This is a genomic window from Saccharopolyspora erythraea NRRL 2338 (assembly GCF_000062885.1).
Taxonomy (GTDB): domain Bacteria; phylum Actinomycetota; class Actinomycetes; order Mycobacteriales; family Pseudonocardiaceae; genus Saccharopolyspora_D; species Saccharopolyspora_D erythraea.
Window position 1 is genome coordinate 3769507 of sequence record NC_009142.1, and the last position, 14359, is coordinate 3783865.

The window sequence follows — 14359 nt, forward strand, 5'->3', positions numbered from 1 at the left end:
GCACCCGTCATCCCGATCATCCGAACGCGCCGTAGCCCGCTAGGCTCGCGGTGCCGAGCCGACCGACCTGGAGGGCGCTTGCCGATGGGCCGTGCCGACGCGCGGGCACGTCGTGCGCTCGCCGATGCCGAGCCCGCCGTCTACTGGACCTCCCGCACCGAACCGCCCGCGCCGGCCGAACCGCTGCCCCGCTCGTCGAAGGCGGACCTGGCCGTCGTCGGCGGCGGGCTCACCGGGCTCTGGGCGGCGGTGCTGGCCAAGCTGCGCGACCCCGGCCGCGAGGTCGTGCTTCTGGAGAAGTACCGGATCGGCGGCGGGGGCAGCGCCCGCAGCGGCGGCTTCCTCTCCGAGTCGCTGACCCACGGGCTCGCCCACGGCGCCTGGCTGTGGCCGGAGGAGATCGGGACCCTGGTCGCGCTCGGAAGGCGCAACCTCGCCGCGGTCGAGGAGTTCGTCGCGGCGGAGGGCATCGACGCCGGCCTGCGCATGTGCGGCAAGACCAGCGTCGCGACCGAGCCGCACCAGGTCGGCGAGCTCAGCGACGAGCTCTCGCTCTACCGCGAGCACGGCTTCGAGGCGGTCTTCCAGGGCGCGGGCGGCGTGCGCGCCGACATCGCGTCCCCGACCTACCGGGCCGGCCTGCGGCTGCCCGGCGCCGGGGGCCTGGTCGACCCCGCCCGCCTGACCTGGGGATTGGCCCGCTCGGCCAGTCGGCTGGGCGTCGCGGTGCACGAGGACACCCCGGTCCGCGCGCTGCGAGATCGCGGTGGAGCGGTGGACGTCGTCACTCCACACGGGACGGTGCGCGCGGCAGGCGCCGTCGTCGCCACCAACGCGTTCCCGCCGCCCCTGCGCGGGATCCGGCGCCACGTGCTGCCTGTCTGGGACCACGTGCTGGTGACCGAGCCGCTCGCCGACGAGCAGTGGCGCTCGGTCGGCTGGCGCGACGGCCAGGGCGTCACCGACAGCCACAACAACTTCCACTACTACCGGCCCACCCCTGACGGGCGGATCCTGTGGGGCGGCTCCGAGGCCCACTACTACTTCGGCGGACGGACCGGGGCCCGGCAGGCCCGGCGGCCGGGCCCGTACGAAGCGCTCGCGGCGGGCTTCTTCGACACGTTCCCGCAGCTGGAGGGGATCGCTTTCACACACCGGTGGGGCGGACCGATCGACTCCACCGCGCGGTTCACCCCGGTGTTCGGCACCCGCTGCTCCGGCCGGGTCGCCTACGCGGTCGGCTACACCGGCCTCGGGCTCGCGGCGTCGCGCTTCGGCGCCGGCGTCGCGCTCGACCTGCTGCGCGGCGAGGAGACCGAGCTGACGCGGCCCGCCATGGTCCGGCAGAAACCGGTGCGGTTCCCGCCGGAGCCGCTGCGGTGGCCGCTGGTGCAGTACACGCGGCGGGCGTTGGCCAAGGCCGATGCGCGTGGCGGACGCCGAGGGCGGTGGTTGCGCCACCTCGACCGGCGGGGCATCGGCCTGGGGTCCTGAAGCGCCACGCGGAACGACCTGGCGCTTCAGGGTGCTCTCCGCCGTTCGGGCGGGCGGACCGCGTCCGCACGGCGCACAGCCGAAGCCGGTGGCGTGGTCGGGCGCCCACCGCCGGACTCGGCATCCTCCACAGTGGAGATCGCGGGCGACCGATTGCGTGGCGGTCGACGTCAGCCGCCAGCAGCCCCCTCGCCGGGGCTCGGCAACGGCCCGCCTTCCGCGCCCGGACAGACCGGGATGCGCATTCGCCCGACACACCGGCGATTCGCCCGCTCGAGCGAATTGCGGGCGGTCGTCGGCGCGGCCTCTTCCGGCATCTGCGCTCGCCGGGACACGTCCGATGATCCGCGGCCGAGGTTGTTGTCACCGTGAGTGACAGCGCGGTCATTGCACGTGTGTGGCGCTGGTCATATGTTCGGGGTGCGGGCGGCGACCGCCCGGCACCGCGCCCTCGGCGGACGTCCGAGCGGGCGGGCGACGAGGCGAAGGGGTGCCGAGCCGATGTCCAATCTCGTTCGTGCCGCGCTGGTCCAGGCGAAGTGGACCGGCGACACCGGCTCGATGATCGACGCGCACGAGAAGCACGCCAGGGCGGCGGCCGCCGAAGGCGCGCGGATCATCGGGTTCCAGGAGGTGTTCAACGCGCCGTACTTCTGCCAGGTGCAGGAGAACGAGCACTACCGGTGGGCCGAGCGGATCCCCGACGGCCCCACCACGCAGCGGATGCGGGAGCTCGCGCGGGAGCTGGGCATGGTCGTGGTCGTGCCGGTCTTCGAGGCCGACGGGCCGGGCTTCTACTACAACAGCGCGGCGGTGATCGACGCCGACGGCACCTACCTGGGCAAGTACCGCAAGCACCACCTGCCGCACCTGCCCGGCTTCTGGGAGAAGTACTACTTCCGGCCCGGCAACCTGGGCTGGCCGGTGTTCGACACCGCCGTGGGCAAGGTCGGCGTCTACATCTGCTACGACCGGCACTTCCCGGAGGGCTGGCGCGCGCTGGGGCTGGCCGGCGCCCAGATCGTCTACAACCCGTCGGCGACCAGCCGGGGGCTGTCGGCCTACCTGTGGAAGCTCGAGCAGCCCGCCGCGGCGGTGGCCAACGAGTACTTCGTCGCGGCCATCAACCGGGTGGGCGTCGAGGAGTACGGCGACAACGACTTCTACGGCAGCAGCTACTTCGTCGACCCCTATGGGAGGTTCGTCGGCGACGTCGCCAGCGACACCGACGAGGAGCTCGTGGTCCGCGACCTCGACCTCGACCTGATCGACGAGGTCCGCACGAAGTGGGCCTTCTACCGCGACCGCAGGCCCGACGCCTACGGACCGCTGACCACCCCCTGACCGCCACCGGCCACGAGAGGAACCACGCATGGCGAGCACCGGCGTGCACACCGACCTGGTCAAGCGGCGCCGCGCGGTACTGCCGGACTGGCTGTCGCTGTACTACGACGAGCCGATCGACCTCGAACGCGGCGAGGGCAGGCACGTCTGGGACGCGGAGGGCAACCGCTACCTGGACTTCTTCGGCGGGATCCTGACCACCATGACCGCGCACGCGCTGCCGGAGGTGACCGCCGCGGTCAGCGAGCAGGCCGCGCGCATCCTGCACTCCTCGACGCTGTACCTGAACCGGCCGATGGTCGAGCTGGCCGAACGGGTCGCGGAGCTCTCCTGCATCGACGAGCCACGGGTGTTCTTCACCGCCAGCGGCACCGAGGCCAACGACACCGCGCTGCTGCTGGCCACCGGCTACCGGGCGTCGAACCAGGTCCTCGCGCTGCGCAACAGCTACCACGGGCGGTCGTTCTCGGCGCTGGGCATCACCGGCAACCGGGCCTGGTCCCCGACCAGCCTGTCGCCGGTGCAGACCTCCTACGTGCACGGCAGCCGCAGGCCGGGAACGCCGATGGCGGACCTGCCCGACGAGGAGTTCACCGACGCGTGCGTGGCCGATCTCGAGGACGTGCTAGGGCAGCTCAACGGCAACGTGGCCTGCCTGATCGCCGAGCCGGTCCAGGGCGTCGGCGGTTTCACCACGCCGCCGGACGGGTTGTTCGCACGGTTCAAGGAGGTCCTCGACCGGCACGGCATCCTGTGGATCAGCGACGAGGTGCAGACCGGCTGGGGCCGCACCGGCGAGCACTTCTGGGGCTGGCAGGCGCACGCCGCCAACGGCGGGCCCGACATCGTCACCTTCGCCAAGGGCATCGGCAACGGCCTGTCCATCGGCGGGGTCGTGGCCAGGGCCGAGATCATGAACAGCGTCGCGGCCAACTCCATCTCCACCTTCGGCGGCAGCCCGGTGACCGCGGCGGGCGCGCTGGCCAACCTCGACCACCTCGTCGCCCACGACCTGCAGGGCAACGCCCGGCAGGTCGGCGCGGTGCTGCGCGAGCAGCTCGACGCCGCGCTGGGGCGGCTGCCCGCGCTGGGCGACGTCCGGGGCAAGGGACTGATGATCGGCGTCGAGCTGGTCCACCCGGGCACCGGCGCGCCCGCACCGGAGCTGGCCACCTGGGCGCTGGAGGAGACCAGGCGGCAGGGGCTGCTCGTCGGCAAGGGCGGGATGCACGGCAACGTGCTGCGCATCGCTCCACCGCTGAGCCTGACCGAGGAGGAGGCGCGCGAGGGCGCCCGCATCCTCCTCGACGTACTGGAGAAAGCGGGTCGCGCATGAGCGGGCGCGCGGAGCACCGAGGCGGCGCACGGACGAGGTCCACGACCGGGAAGGGCGGGCGGGCATGAGCAGAACGGTGATCCGCGGTGGCCTGGTGATCACCGCGTCCGACGAGATGGCCGCCGACATCCTGGTCGAGGGCGAGCAGATCGCCGCCGTCGCCGGTGCGCGGACCGGTCTCGGCGAGCGGTGGGCGGCTGAGGCGGATCACGTCGTCGACGCCGGCGGCCACTACGTAATCCCTGGTGGCGTGGACGGGCACACCCACATGGAGATGCCCTTCGGCGGCACCTTCGCTTCGGACACCTTCGAGACCGGGACGCGGGCCGCGGCCTGGGGAGGCACGACGACGATCATCGACTTCGCGATCCAGACGGTCGGCCGCTCGCTGCGCGAGGGACTCGACGCCTGGCACGCCAAGGCCGAAGGCCGCTGCGCGGTCGACTACGGCTTCCACATGATCCTCTCCGACGTCGGCGACCAGTCGCTGAAGGAGATGGACGCGCTGGTCGGGGAGGGCGTGACCAGCTTCAAGATGTTCATGGCCTACCCGGGCGTCTTCTACAGCGACGACGGCAGGATCCTGCGCGCGATGCAGCAGGCGGCGGGCAACGGCGCGCTGACGATGATGCACGCCGAGAACGGCATCGCCATCGACGTGCTGGTCCAGCAGGCGCTGGAGTCCGGCCGCACCGACCCGAAGTACCACGGGAAGGTGCGCCACCCGTTGCTGGAGGCCGAGGCCACCCACCGCGCGATCCAGCTCTCCCGGGTCGCCGGCGCTCCGCTGTACGTCGTGCACGTCTCGGCCGCCGAGGCGGTGGCCGAGCTGACCCAGGCCCGCGACGCCGGGCTGACCGTGTTCGGCGAAACCTGCCCGCAGTACCTGTTCCTGACCGTCGACGAGCTCGCGCGCCCGGAGTTCGAGGGCGCCAAGTACGTCTGCTCCACACCGCTGCGCCCGGAGGAGCACCAGGAGTCGCTGTGGCGGGCGCTGCGCACCAACGACCTGTCGGTCGTCTCCACGGACCACTGCCCGTTCTGCTTCACCTCGCAGAAGGAGCTGGGGCTGGGCGACTTCTCGAAGATCCCCAACGGCATGCCGGGGGTGGAGAACCGGATCGACCTGCTGCACCAGGCGGTCGTGGAGGGCCGCATCGGCCGTCGCCGCTGGGTCGAGCTGGCCAGCACCACCCCGGCGCGGATGTTCGGCCTGCACCCGCGCAAGGGGACCATCGCCCCGGGCGCGGACGCCGACATCGTCGTCTACGACCCGCACGCCGAGCAGGTGCTCTCGGCAGAGACGCACCACATGAACGTCGACTACAACCCGTACGAGGGCAAGCGCCTCACCGGCAAGGTGCGCACGGTGCTCTCCCGGGGCAAGGTGGTCGTGGATTCCGGGGAGTACCTGGGACGCGCCGGACACGGGCGGTTCCTGGAACGCAGCACCTGCCAGTACCTCATCTGAGCGAGCGGAGCATCGATGGACTTCGGACTGGTCCTGCAGACAGATCCACCGGCCTGGTCCGTGGTGGACCGCATGCGCAAGGCCGAACGGCTCGGCTTCACCCACGGCTGGACGTTCGACTCGTGCGTGCTGTGGCAGGAGCCCTTCGTCATCCACAGCCAGATCCTGTCGGCCACCGAGCGGATGGTCGTCGGGCCCATGGTCACCAACCCGTCCACGAGGGACTGGACGGTCACCGCCTCGACCTTCGCCACCCTCAACGACATGTTCGGCAACCGGACGGTGTGCGGCATCGGCCGGGGAGACTCGGCGGTGCGGGTCACCGGCGGCCGGCCGAACACGCTGGCCCGGCTGGAAGAGGCCATGCACGTGATCAAGGAGCTCGCCGAGGGACGTGAGGTCGACCTCGGCGGTACGCCCGTGCGGATGCCGTGGATCCGCGACGGCAGCCTTCCGGTCTGGATGGGCGCCTACGGTCCGAAGGCGCTGGAACTGGTGGGCAGGAAGGCCGACGGCTTCATCCTGCAACTGGCCGATCCCGTGCTCACGCGGTGGATGGTCGACCACGTCCGGGAAGCCGCGCGCGACGCCGGGCGCGACCCGGACTCGATCACGGTGTGCGTCGCCGCGCCCGCCTACGTCTCCGACGACCTCGGCCACGCCCGCGACCAGTGCCGCTGGTTCGGCGGCATGGTCGGCAACCACGTCGCCGACATCGTCGCGCGCTACGGCGACTCCGCCCAGGCCGTGCCGGCCGCGCTCACCGACTACGTCAAGGGCCGCCACGGCTACGACTACTCCCACCACGGCCGCGCGGGAAACCCGAGCACCGACTTCGTCCCCGACGAGATCGTCGACCGGTTCTGCCTGCTCGGGCCGTGGGAAGCACACGTCGCCAAGCTCCACGAACTCGCCGACGCCGGCGTCGACCAGTTCGCCATCTACGCCATGCACGACTCGGTGGACGCGACGATCGAGACCTACGGGGACGCGGTGATCAGCGCGATGAAGTAACGTGCCGACCCCTGTGAACCGTCCATCGTGGACCGGGTTCTGACGAGGAAACCGCCGCATGGACCAATTCCGTGCTTCGGGAAAACGGGAATGGTCCATTCGCAAGGAACAATTCACCACAACGGCGCTGCTCGCGGTTCAGCCGCGCTTCTACTGTGCGATCAAAGCCCCGAACTGATCTCGCGTAGTAGGAGCCCACAGTGCAACGTCGTAACTTCCTGCGCGCCGCCGTGCTCGGTGTCGGCACTTCGGTCGCCTTCGGCTTCTCGGTTTCCAGGGAGGCCATCGCCTTCCCGGCCGAGCCCGGCACCGGCCCCTACGGGCAACTGCTGCCGCCCGACGCGAACGGGATCATGCTCCCGAAGGGGTTCACCAGCCGGGTCGTCGCCCGCACCGGGCAGAAGGTCGCCGGCACCGACCACGTGTGGCACGGCGCGCCGGACGGTGGCGCGTGCTTCGTCGACGGTGACGGCTGGATCTACGTGTCCAACTCCGAGGAGTACGACGGCAAGGGCGGTGTCAGCGCGGTCCGGTTCGACAGCGCAGGTGGGATCACCGCCGCCTACCCGATCCTCGCCGGCACCAGCGTGAACTGCAGCGGTGGTGCGACACCGTGGAACACCTGGTTGTCGTGCGAGGAGTTCGACCGCGGCCAGGTGTTCGAGACCGACCCGTGGGGCCGGAAGGAGGCCGTCGCGCACCCGGCGATGGGACGCTTCACCCACGAGGCCGCTGCGGTCGACCCGGAGCGCGAGGTGGTGTACCTGACCGAGGACGTGAGCGACGGCTGCTTCTACCGGTTCGTGCCCACGACCTGGGAGGACATGTCCGCCGGGGCCCTGCAGGTGCTCGCCGAGCGCGACGGGGGTCTGGTCTGGGTCGACGTCCCGGATCCCAGCGCCGCGGACACCGCGACCCGCCACCAGGTGGCCGAAGCGCTGCACATCTCCCACGGTGAGGGCGCCTACTACCGCTCGGGCACGTGCTTCTTCGCCGCCGCGGGCGAGAATCGCGTCTACGCCTACGACGCGGTGAACAACGTCCTCAACGTCGCCTACGACCACGATGACTCCGCCGATGCCCCGCTCACCGGCGTGGACAACATCACCGGGGCGGCCGTGGGCGACCTCTACGTCGCCGAGGACGGCGGCAACATGGAGGTCTGCGTCATCACCCCGGACGACGTCGTCGCCCCGTTCCTGCGCGTGACCGGCCAGGACCTGTCGGAGCTCTGCGGCGTCGCGTTCGACCCGTCCGGCGACCGGCTCTACTTCTCCTCGCAGCGCGGTGCCACGGGTGAGAACAGCGGCGGCATCACCTACGAGGTCAGCGGACCGTTCCGCAAGAGCTGAGCGGTACCGGTGGTGTCCGGCGGCCATCCGCCGGACACCGCGGCGTGTCCCTAGGCGACCGTGACGATGTCGCCGACCTGCACCGCCCCCGGGCGGGCCACCGTGGCGAGCGCATCGAGCCGGTTCTGGTGCCCTCGTGCGACAGCGCGGAGCACCAGCGGCGAGCGCGGGAGGTCGTGCTGAGCCTCGTTGACCATCACGCACCGCTCGCTGGACCGCACGAACTCCACGGACAGGGTGCTCCCGATCCGCGCCGTGCTGCCCAACCACTCGTCCTCGACGAATGGCGGTGTGCCTGGTGGCGTGCGGACCAGCAGGTTCGGCCGGAAGCGACGCTCGTCGACCGGTACGCCGGGCACCGCCGCGCGCACCCAGTCGAGGGTTGCGGTGGTGAGCACGCTCAACGGCAACTGGTCGAAGTGGGACACCGCTGCCTCCCGGGCCACCTCGACGTCGTCCCGGCCGAGGTAGCCGCGGACGTAGGCCGTCGGGTCCGCCACCACCGCGCCTCGCGGATCCAGCAGCTCTGGCCGCGGGCTGTGATCGCGGTAGCGGGAGCGCAGCTCCAGCAGGCCGGCCATCCGGCGGAAGCGGCGGGTGTTCTTCCCGGAGCCGAACCTGCCCTCGGCATCGCGCACCGCGTACAGGCGGTCCCCGACGAGTCCGCGCTCGTCCACGTCGGCTCGCTCGACCAGCTCACCCCCGACCGATTTGACCGGGTACCGCCAGATCCGCTCGACCACTCCCACGGCGACTGCCACGTGATCGAAGCTACAAGAGCGGCCTGCCGCAGGCCTCCGCATCTGCGCCTCGCGAGTCCAGCGTGGACGGAGCGCACCGATGCGCTGGCGCTGAGCGACCGTTGCGCGGGACGTCTGCTGCCGCATCGGTCACTGGAGCGAACTCGCCGGTCGCAGCACGTGTCCGGGCTCCACCGGAAACCTGTTCTTCTCCGTTCCGGTGCCCGGCCTGAGACCCGACCGGCCGCGGCGTGGGGGAGACTGTCCTGATGCGACAGGGTTTGGGCAGGAAGCTGGGCGTCGGGTGGACGCTGCACGGTGACGGGAGCACGCCGGCCCCCGGCGAGGCCGTCGCCCCGGACGAGCGGCTGTCGTGGGGCCGCACGGTCGGCCTCGGCGCGCAGCATGTGGTGGCGATGTTCGGCGCGACGTTCGTCTTCCCCGTGCTGATGGGGCTCGACCCGAACCTGGCGATCATGGTCTCGGGGGTCTCGACGATCCTGTTCCTGCTCATCGTGCAGGGCCGCATCCCCTCCTACCTCGGCAGCAGCGCGTCGTTCGTCGGGGCGGTGACGGTGATCCGCGCAGGCGGCGGGGACAGCTCGGCGGTGACCGGCGCGATCCTGGTGTCCGGTGTCGTGCTCGCGGTCGTGGGACTGGTCGTGCACTTCGTCGGGGCCCGCGTGGTGCACCGCGTGCTGCCGCCCGCGGTGTCGGGCGCGGTGGTGATGCTCATCGGGTTCAACCTGGCGCCGGTCGTGGCCGAGACCTACTGGCCGCAGGACCAGTGGATCGCGCTGATCACGATGGTGCTGGTGCTCGCGTGCAGCCTGCTGCTGCGCGGCTTCTGGAGCCGCATCGCGGTGTTCATCGCCCTGGTCGCCGGGTACGTGCTGTCGTGGGTGTTCGACCGCGTCTTCGGGATGATCACCTCGCCGACCGCGAGTGGCGAGGTGGTGGCACACTACCGCGTCGATCTCAGCGCGGTTCCCGAGGCGAGCTGGTTCGGGTTCCCGACCCTGCACGCGCCGTCGTTCCAGGCGACCGCGATCGTGGTCGTGCTCCCGGCGGTGATCGCCCTCATCGCCGAGAACACCGGGCACGTCAAGGCGGTCGAGGAGATGACCCGCACCGACCTGGAGGGCAGCCTGGGGCGCGCCATCTTCGCCGACGGGTTCACGACCACGCTCTCCAGCGCGGTCGGCGGGCCGCCCACGACGACGTACGCCGAGAACATCGGCGTGATGGCCGCGACCCGGGTGTACTCGACGGCGGCGTACTGGGTGGCGGCGATCGTGGCCATCGGCTTCGGGCTGTGCCCGAAGTTCGGAGCGGTCATCGCGGCGACCCCGGGCGGTGTCCTGGGCGGGATCACCGTCGTCCTCTACGGCATGATCGGCCTGCTCGGCGCGAAGATCTGGGTGCAGAACCGGGTCGACTTCGGCAACCCGGTCAACCTCCTGCCGCTGGCGGCGGGCCTCGTCGCGGGTATCGGCGACGTGTCCCTGGACATCACCCCGGCCTTCAGCTTCAGCGGCATCGCCCTCGGCACCATCGTCACCCTCGTCGGCTACCACGTGCTGCGGGTGCTGGCGCCGAAGGGGACCACCGGGCCGACGGTGTGACTCGCGGGGCTTCGGTAAGCGCTGTGGTCGGCTACTCGCAGGCCACGCCGTCCTTGTCGCGATCCAAGCCGGGCCGGTAGCCGGGCTCACCCGCGTACAGGGGTGACGCTCCCGCGTTCCGCGCTTCGGTGCAGTTGGCGTAGTAAGCGCTGGTCGAGTCGCTGTCGTCCTCGGGTACCGGCTCGGGCGGGACCAGCGGCGCAGGTGGCGGTGGCGGTGGTGCCGGGGGTGGCGGCGGTGAGGGAGCGCATTCGGACCACAGCGATGTCCGCGGACCGGCACCGCGCAGTGCGGCCTGGGAGATCGCGGCGATCTTCGACGAGTCGGCGGACGAGGGGTAGCTCACGGTGGCGTGCCCGGCCTCGGCGACCGCGACGGAGTAGTCACGCCCGTCGGCGAGCGTGACATAGCGGAGTTCGCGGCCATCGGCGTCCCGATCGGGTTGTCCCGGGACGGCGACGAGCGTTACGCGCGCGGCCAGGGTGTCGACGGCGAACTGGCGTGCCCGGCCCGCGACGCAGTCGGCGAGCGGAGTTCCACGGCCGAGGTCGGGAGCGTCGATCCCCAGGACGCGGACCAGCCGGTCGCGGCCGTCAGGACCGTGCGCGCGGAAGGTGTCCCCGTCGATGACCTCGGAGACCGTGACCACGTCGGGTGCTGGGGGAGGCGGGGCCGCCGAGGTCGTGCTCGCGGTGGGTGGTTGAACGGCCGGCGGAGGAGTGGCCCGGTTGGCGGGAACCGGGTTCAGGGCGGCGTGGACGACGAATCCGAAGAACCAGATCGCGCAGATCACCAGCGCTATGACCGAAAGGAGGAGTCCCCGCAGCGCGCGAGGATCGTGCGGTGTCTCTCCGCGCTGCATCTTCGATCGGAGCAAAGCGCTCAAGAATATTCCAGCAATGGAGAGCGGCCACGCGATGATGCCGATGACGGGGAGGAACGAGGCGACGAGTGCGATCACGCCGAGTGCGAAGCACCGGCCTGCGGTGATACCGCTTGCTCGTGGCGGAGCCTGCGGTCGGGTGGACGACGAAGTCAAGGCCGCGCCCTCGGCACAACCGTCGTGTGGCCACCGGTTCGGAGGTTGGCCATGGGCGTGAGTCTGGCATCCGAGATCACTGCTCGTGAAAGACCTGAATCGGAAGTGGCCGGGTTTTGCGGCGGAATTGCGGCCAATCGTGTGAGAGGCGCGAGGCCACTGCTTTCTCGTCTACTGGGCGGCTGCCAGGAGAAGGTCGCGGGTGATCTCCATGTGGCCGTGGTGCTGGCACAGTTCCTCGATCGCGTGCAGCAGGGCGGTTTCCTGCGTCATCTGGTGCTCGGGCGGGATCCACGACCGGTGCGAGGGGTTCAGCCGAGCGCCGGGTCGCAGTGCTGCCACGTCTTTCCGCAGTTGCGCCTTCGCCGATGCTGTGCGCTCCGCCAGCGGGGCGGCCGGGCCGCTGGCGGTGAACTCGGCGTCGCGGTCGCGCTCGATCCGCCTGCCCGCGACGAGCTCGCCCGCCCAGTACTCGAGCATGCCCAGGCAGTGGGTCAGCAGTTGGTACGGGGAGTTGGCGCCGGGGAGGTCCGGGGGCCGGTTGGCGAGGTCGTCGCCGAGGTCGGCGACGATCCGCGCCATGCCGTCGAGGGCGCGGTCGGCGACGAGGAGGAAGTCATCGGTGCGCATGGCCGCCATCCTTCCCGCCGCGGTGAGGGCTTGCGCCGCCGACCGCGAACCGGTCAGGCGTTGACGCCGCCGTCGACGGTGATCGCCGACCCCGTGATGTAGCGGCCGGACTCGCCCGCGAGGTGCGCGACGGTGGCGGCCACGTCCTCGGGGCGTCCCCAGGCGCGCAGCGGGATCCGGGGGAGCTTGACCTCGGCGCCCTCCCGGTCGGCCGGGTTCATGTCGGTATCGGTGTTGCCCGGGTGCACGACGTTGGCCGTGATGCCGCGCGGCCCGAGGTCGCGGGCGAGCCCCTTGGTGAAGCCGGCCAGCGACGACTTGGTCAGCGAGTACAGGCTCAGCCCCGCCTCGGGCACCCGGTCGGCCAGGCTGCTGCCGATGTTGATGATCCGCCCGCCCTCGCCCAGGTGCGCGGCGGCGGCCTGGCACGCGACGAACACGGCGCGGATGTTGACCGCGACCGCGGCGTCGAAGTCCTCGACGGTGAGATCGCCGATCAGGCCGGTCGGGAAGACGCCGGCGTTGTTGACCAGGATGTCGAGCCTCCCGAACTCGGCGACGGTCTGTTCGACGGCGTTGGCGACCGCGTCGGCATCGGTGGCCGGAGCCGGGACGGCGAGGCCGCGCCCGCCCGCGGCCTTGATCCGATCGACGACAAGCGCCGCGCCGTCGGCGTTCGCGTTGTAGGTGACGGCGACGTCGGATCCGTCCTGGGCGAGCCGGGTGGCGATCGCGGCCCCGATGCCCCGGCTGCCACCGGTGACGAGTGCGACCTTGCCGCTGAGCTGGGTCATGCGCGTACTCCATATCTGTATCGAACGCTATAAAATAGCTATCATCGTGATCGACCGAAGGTCAACCGGGATTCGCACGCCGACGGGAGGTGGGCAGGTGTCACCACGTGGCCGTCCTCGCGCCTTCGATCGCGACCGCGCGGTAAGGGTCGCGATGGAGCTGTTCTGGCGGCGCGGTTTCGACGGCACGTCGCTGAGCGACCTGACCACCGCGATCGGCATCAGCCCGCCGAGCCTCTACTCGGCGTTCGGGTCGAAGGAGGGCCTGTTCCACGAGGCCGTCGAGCTCTACACCTCGCGGGAGCGCGCACCGATCGCCCGCGCGGTGCGCGAGCAGCCGACCGCGAGGCAGGTCGTCGAGGCGATGCTGCGCGACAGCGCCGACGCCGTCACCGATCCGGAGGCACCGCGCGGTTGCCTCGTCGTGCTTGCCGCGACCAACACCGCGGACGAAGGCGTGCGCGAGTTCCTCGCCGCCCGCAGGCGCAAGGACCACGCTCTGGTCGAGCAGCGCCTTGAACGCGGGGTGGCCGAAGGTGATCTGCCCGCGAGTACCGACACCGCGGCGATGACGACGTTCCTGATGACCATCCAGCAGGGCCTGTCGCTGCAGGCCCGGGACGGCCGGTCGCGCGCCGAACTGCACGCCGTGGTCGACCGCGCGATGTGCGCGTGGGATTCGCTGGTCTGAGGCGGATCCGCGGGCGACGGATTCGCCACACGCTGCCATGCCGGCCGACGCCGGCAACCGGCTGTGGTCGCGGCCAGTAAGCGGCGAGCCGGGCCCGCCGAGTCATGCGTTCACGGCCGGAAGCGCGACCTCACCCCTCGTTCGACGTCCGGACGAAGTCCAGGTCCTCCTGGGTCACCGACCTGCCCGGCAGCGGGGTGGTGGAGCCGGGCCGCAGGCCGTCGAGCATCAGGGTCAGGAACCGCGGCGGCGCGGCCAGCTTCAGGTCGTGCGGCAGTCCGTTGATGCCGCGCAGCACCAGCGAGAGCAGTACCGCGATGTCGGCGCCGCTGACGTCGGTGCGCATGGAGCCGTTCTCCTGGGCGGCGCGCACGAGCTCGTCGAGGATGCCCATCAGGACGTCGCGGATGCGGTGCGCGTCTTCGTCCTCGGCGAGCACCACGCGGGCGCGCGGTGACAGCAGGGAGAGCTGGAGCACCACCCGCAGGTCCGCGATCGACATCAGCACCTCGGTGAGCGCGGCCCACGGGTCCTCCTCCCGCGCCACGATCGCCTGAGCGGTGTCCAGGACGCGTTGCAGGGTGTCGACGGCGACCGCGCGGATCAGCGAGTCGCGGTCGGGGAAGCGCCGGTAGAGGGTGCCCACGCCCACCTCGGCCGCGCGGGCGATCTCCTCCATCGGGACCTCGGCGCCGCGCTCGGCGAAGACCGTGCGGGCGGCGGAGACGATCCGGTCCCTGTTGCGTCGTGCGTCGGCGCGCAAGCGCGTCCGTTCGGCGGCCTCGGTCATCGTCCTCTCTTCGGTGCTCGGTTGGTATGCGCGGATTGT

At 71.2% G+C, this 14359-nt stretch carries 13 protein-coding genes; 8 read left to right on the forward strand and 5 right to left on the reverse strand.

Annotated elements, in window-relative coordinates:
- Positions 1 to 84: 84 nt before the first annotated feature.
- The 6 genes from SACE_RS16565 to SACE_RS16590 all read left to right on the forward strand — a co-directional run bounded on the left by SACE_RS16565 (position 85) and on the right by SACE_RS16590 (position 8011).
- Positions 85 to 1494, forward strand: coding sequence for an NAD(P)/FAD-dependent oxidoreductase (locus SACE_RS16565; RefSeq protein ID WP_011874026.1), 1410 nt, complete (start codon positions 85 to 87; stop codon positions 1492 to 1494).
- Positions 1495 to 1995: 501 nt separating this feature from the next.
- Positions 1996 to 2838: a nitrilase-related carbon-nitrogen hydrolase gene (locus tag SACE_RS16570; RefSeq protein WP_009942328.1), complete on the forward strand. Its 843-nt coding sequence runs from the start codon at positions 1996 to 1998 to the stop codon at positions 2836 to 2838.
- A gap of 28 nt (positions 2839 to 2866) precedes the next feature.
- On the forward strand, positions 2867 to 4174 hold the full coding sequence (locus SACE_RS16575) for an aspartate aminotransferase family protein (RefSeq protein WP_009942327.1): 1308 nt from the start codon (positions 2867 to 2869) through the stop codon (positions 4172 to 4174).
- 64 nt (positions 4175 to 4238) lie between these two features.
- The gene (hydA, locus tag SACE_RS16580; protein WP_011874027.1) at positions 4239 to 5645 is read left to right on the forward strand and encodes a dihydropyrimidinase; all 1407 of its coding nucleotides are present in this window, start codon (positions 4239 to 4241) and stop codon (positions 5643 to 5645) included.
- A 15-nt stretch (positions 5646 to 5660) separates the two neighbouring features.
- Positions 5661 to 6659, forward strand: a complete 999-nt coding sequence (locus SACE_RS16585) for a TIGR03842 family LLM class F420-dependent oxidoreductase (protein ID WP_009942325.1) — start codon at positions 5661 to 5663, stop codon at positions 6657 to 6659.
- Positions 6660 to 6859: 200 nt separating this feature from the next.
- Positions 6860 to 8011 carry an alkaline phosphatase PhoX gene (locus tag SACE_RS16590; protein WP_011874028.1) on the forward strand — a complete coding sequence of 384 codons (1152 nt, stop codon included), beginning with the start codon at positions 6860 to 6862 and terminating at the stop codon, positions 8009 to 8011.
- Between the two features lie 50 nt (positions 8012 to 8061).
- Here SACE_RS16590 and SACE_RS16595 read toward each other — a convergent pair whose 3' ends face one another.
- Positions 8062 to 8772, reverse strand: coding sequence for an MOSC domain-containing protein (locus tag SACE_RS16595; RefSeq protein WP_011874029.1), 711 nt, complete (start codon positions 8770 to 8772; stop codon positions 8062 to 8064).
- A gap of 248 nt (positions 8773 to 9020) precedes the next feature.
- Here SACE_RS16595 and SACE_RS16600 point away from each other — a divergent pair, with 248 nt between their 5' ends.
- On the forward strand, positions 9021 to 10376 hold the full coding sequence (locus tag SACE_RS16600) for a uracil-xanthine permease family protein (RefSeq protein ID WP_011874030.1): 1356 nt from the start codon (positions 9021 to 9023) through the stop codon (positions 10374 to 10376).
- Positions 10377 to 10407: 31 nt separating this feature from the next.
- Here SACE_RS16600 and SACE_RS39255 read toward each other — a convergent pair whose 3' ends face one another.
- The 3 genes from SACE_RS39255 to SACE_RS16615 all read right to left on the reverse strand — a co-directional run bounded on the left by SACE_RS39255 (position 10408) and on the right by SACE_RS16615 (position 12839).
- Entirely contained in the window at positions 10408 to 11253 is an 846-nt protein-coding gene (locus SACE_RS39255; protein ID WP_011874031.1) for an excalibur calcium-binding domain-containing protein, read from the reverse strand.
- 333 nt (positions 11254 to 11586) lie between these two features.
- Positions 11587 to 12045 carry a DinB family protein gene (locus SACE_RS16610; protein WP_009942319.1) on the reverse strand — a complete coding sequence of 153 codons (459 nt, stop codon included), beginning with the start codon at positions 12043 to 12045 and terminating at the stop codon, positions 11587 to 11589.
- 53 nt (positions 12046 to 12098) lie between these two features.
- Positions 12099 to 12839 carry an SDR family NAD(P)-dependent oxidoreductase gene (locus SACE_RS16615; protein ID WP_009942317.1) on the reverse strand — a complete coding sequence of 247 codons (741 nt, stop codon included), beginning with the start codon at positions 12837 to 12839 and terminating at the stop codon, positions 12099 to 12101.
- A 97-nt stretch (positions 12840 to 12936) separates the two neighbouring features.
- On the opposite strand from SACE_RS16615, the gene SACE_RS16620 reads away from it, so the two are divergent.
- A complete protein-coding gene (locus SACE_RS16620) occupies positions 12937 to 13530 on the forward strand; it encodes a TetR/AcrR family transcriptional regulator (protein WP_029621358.1) in 594 nt (197 codons plus the stop codon).
- Positions 13531 to 13660: 130 nt separating this feature from the next.
- Here SACE_RS16620 and SACE_RS16625 read toward each other — a convergent pair whose 3' ends face one another.
- Positions 13661 to 14320, reverse strand: coding sequence for a TetR/AcrR family transcriptional regulator (locus SACE_RS16625; RefSeq protein WP_009942315.1), 660 nt, complete (start codon positions 14318 to 14320; stop codon positions 13661 to 13663).
- Positions 14321 to 14359 lie beyond the last annotated feature (39 nt).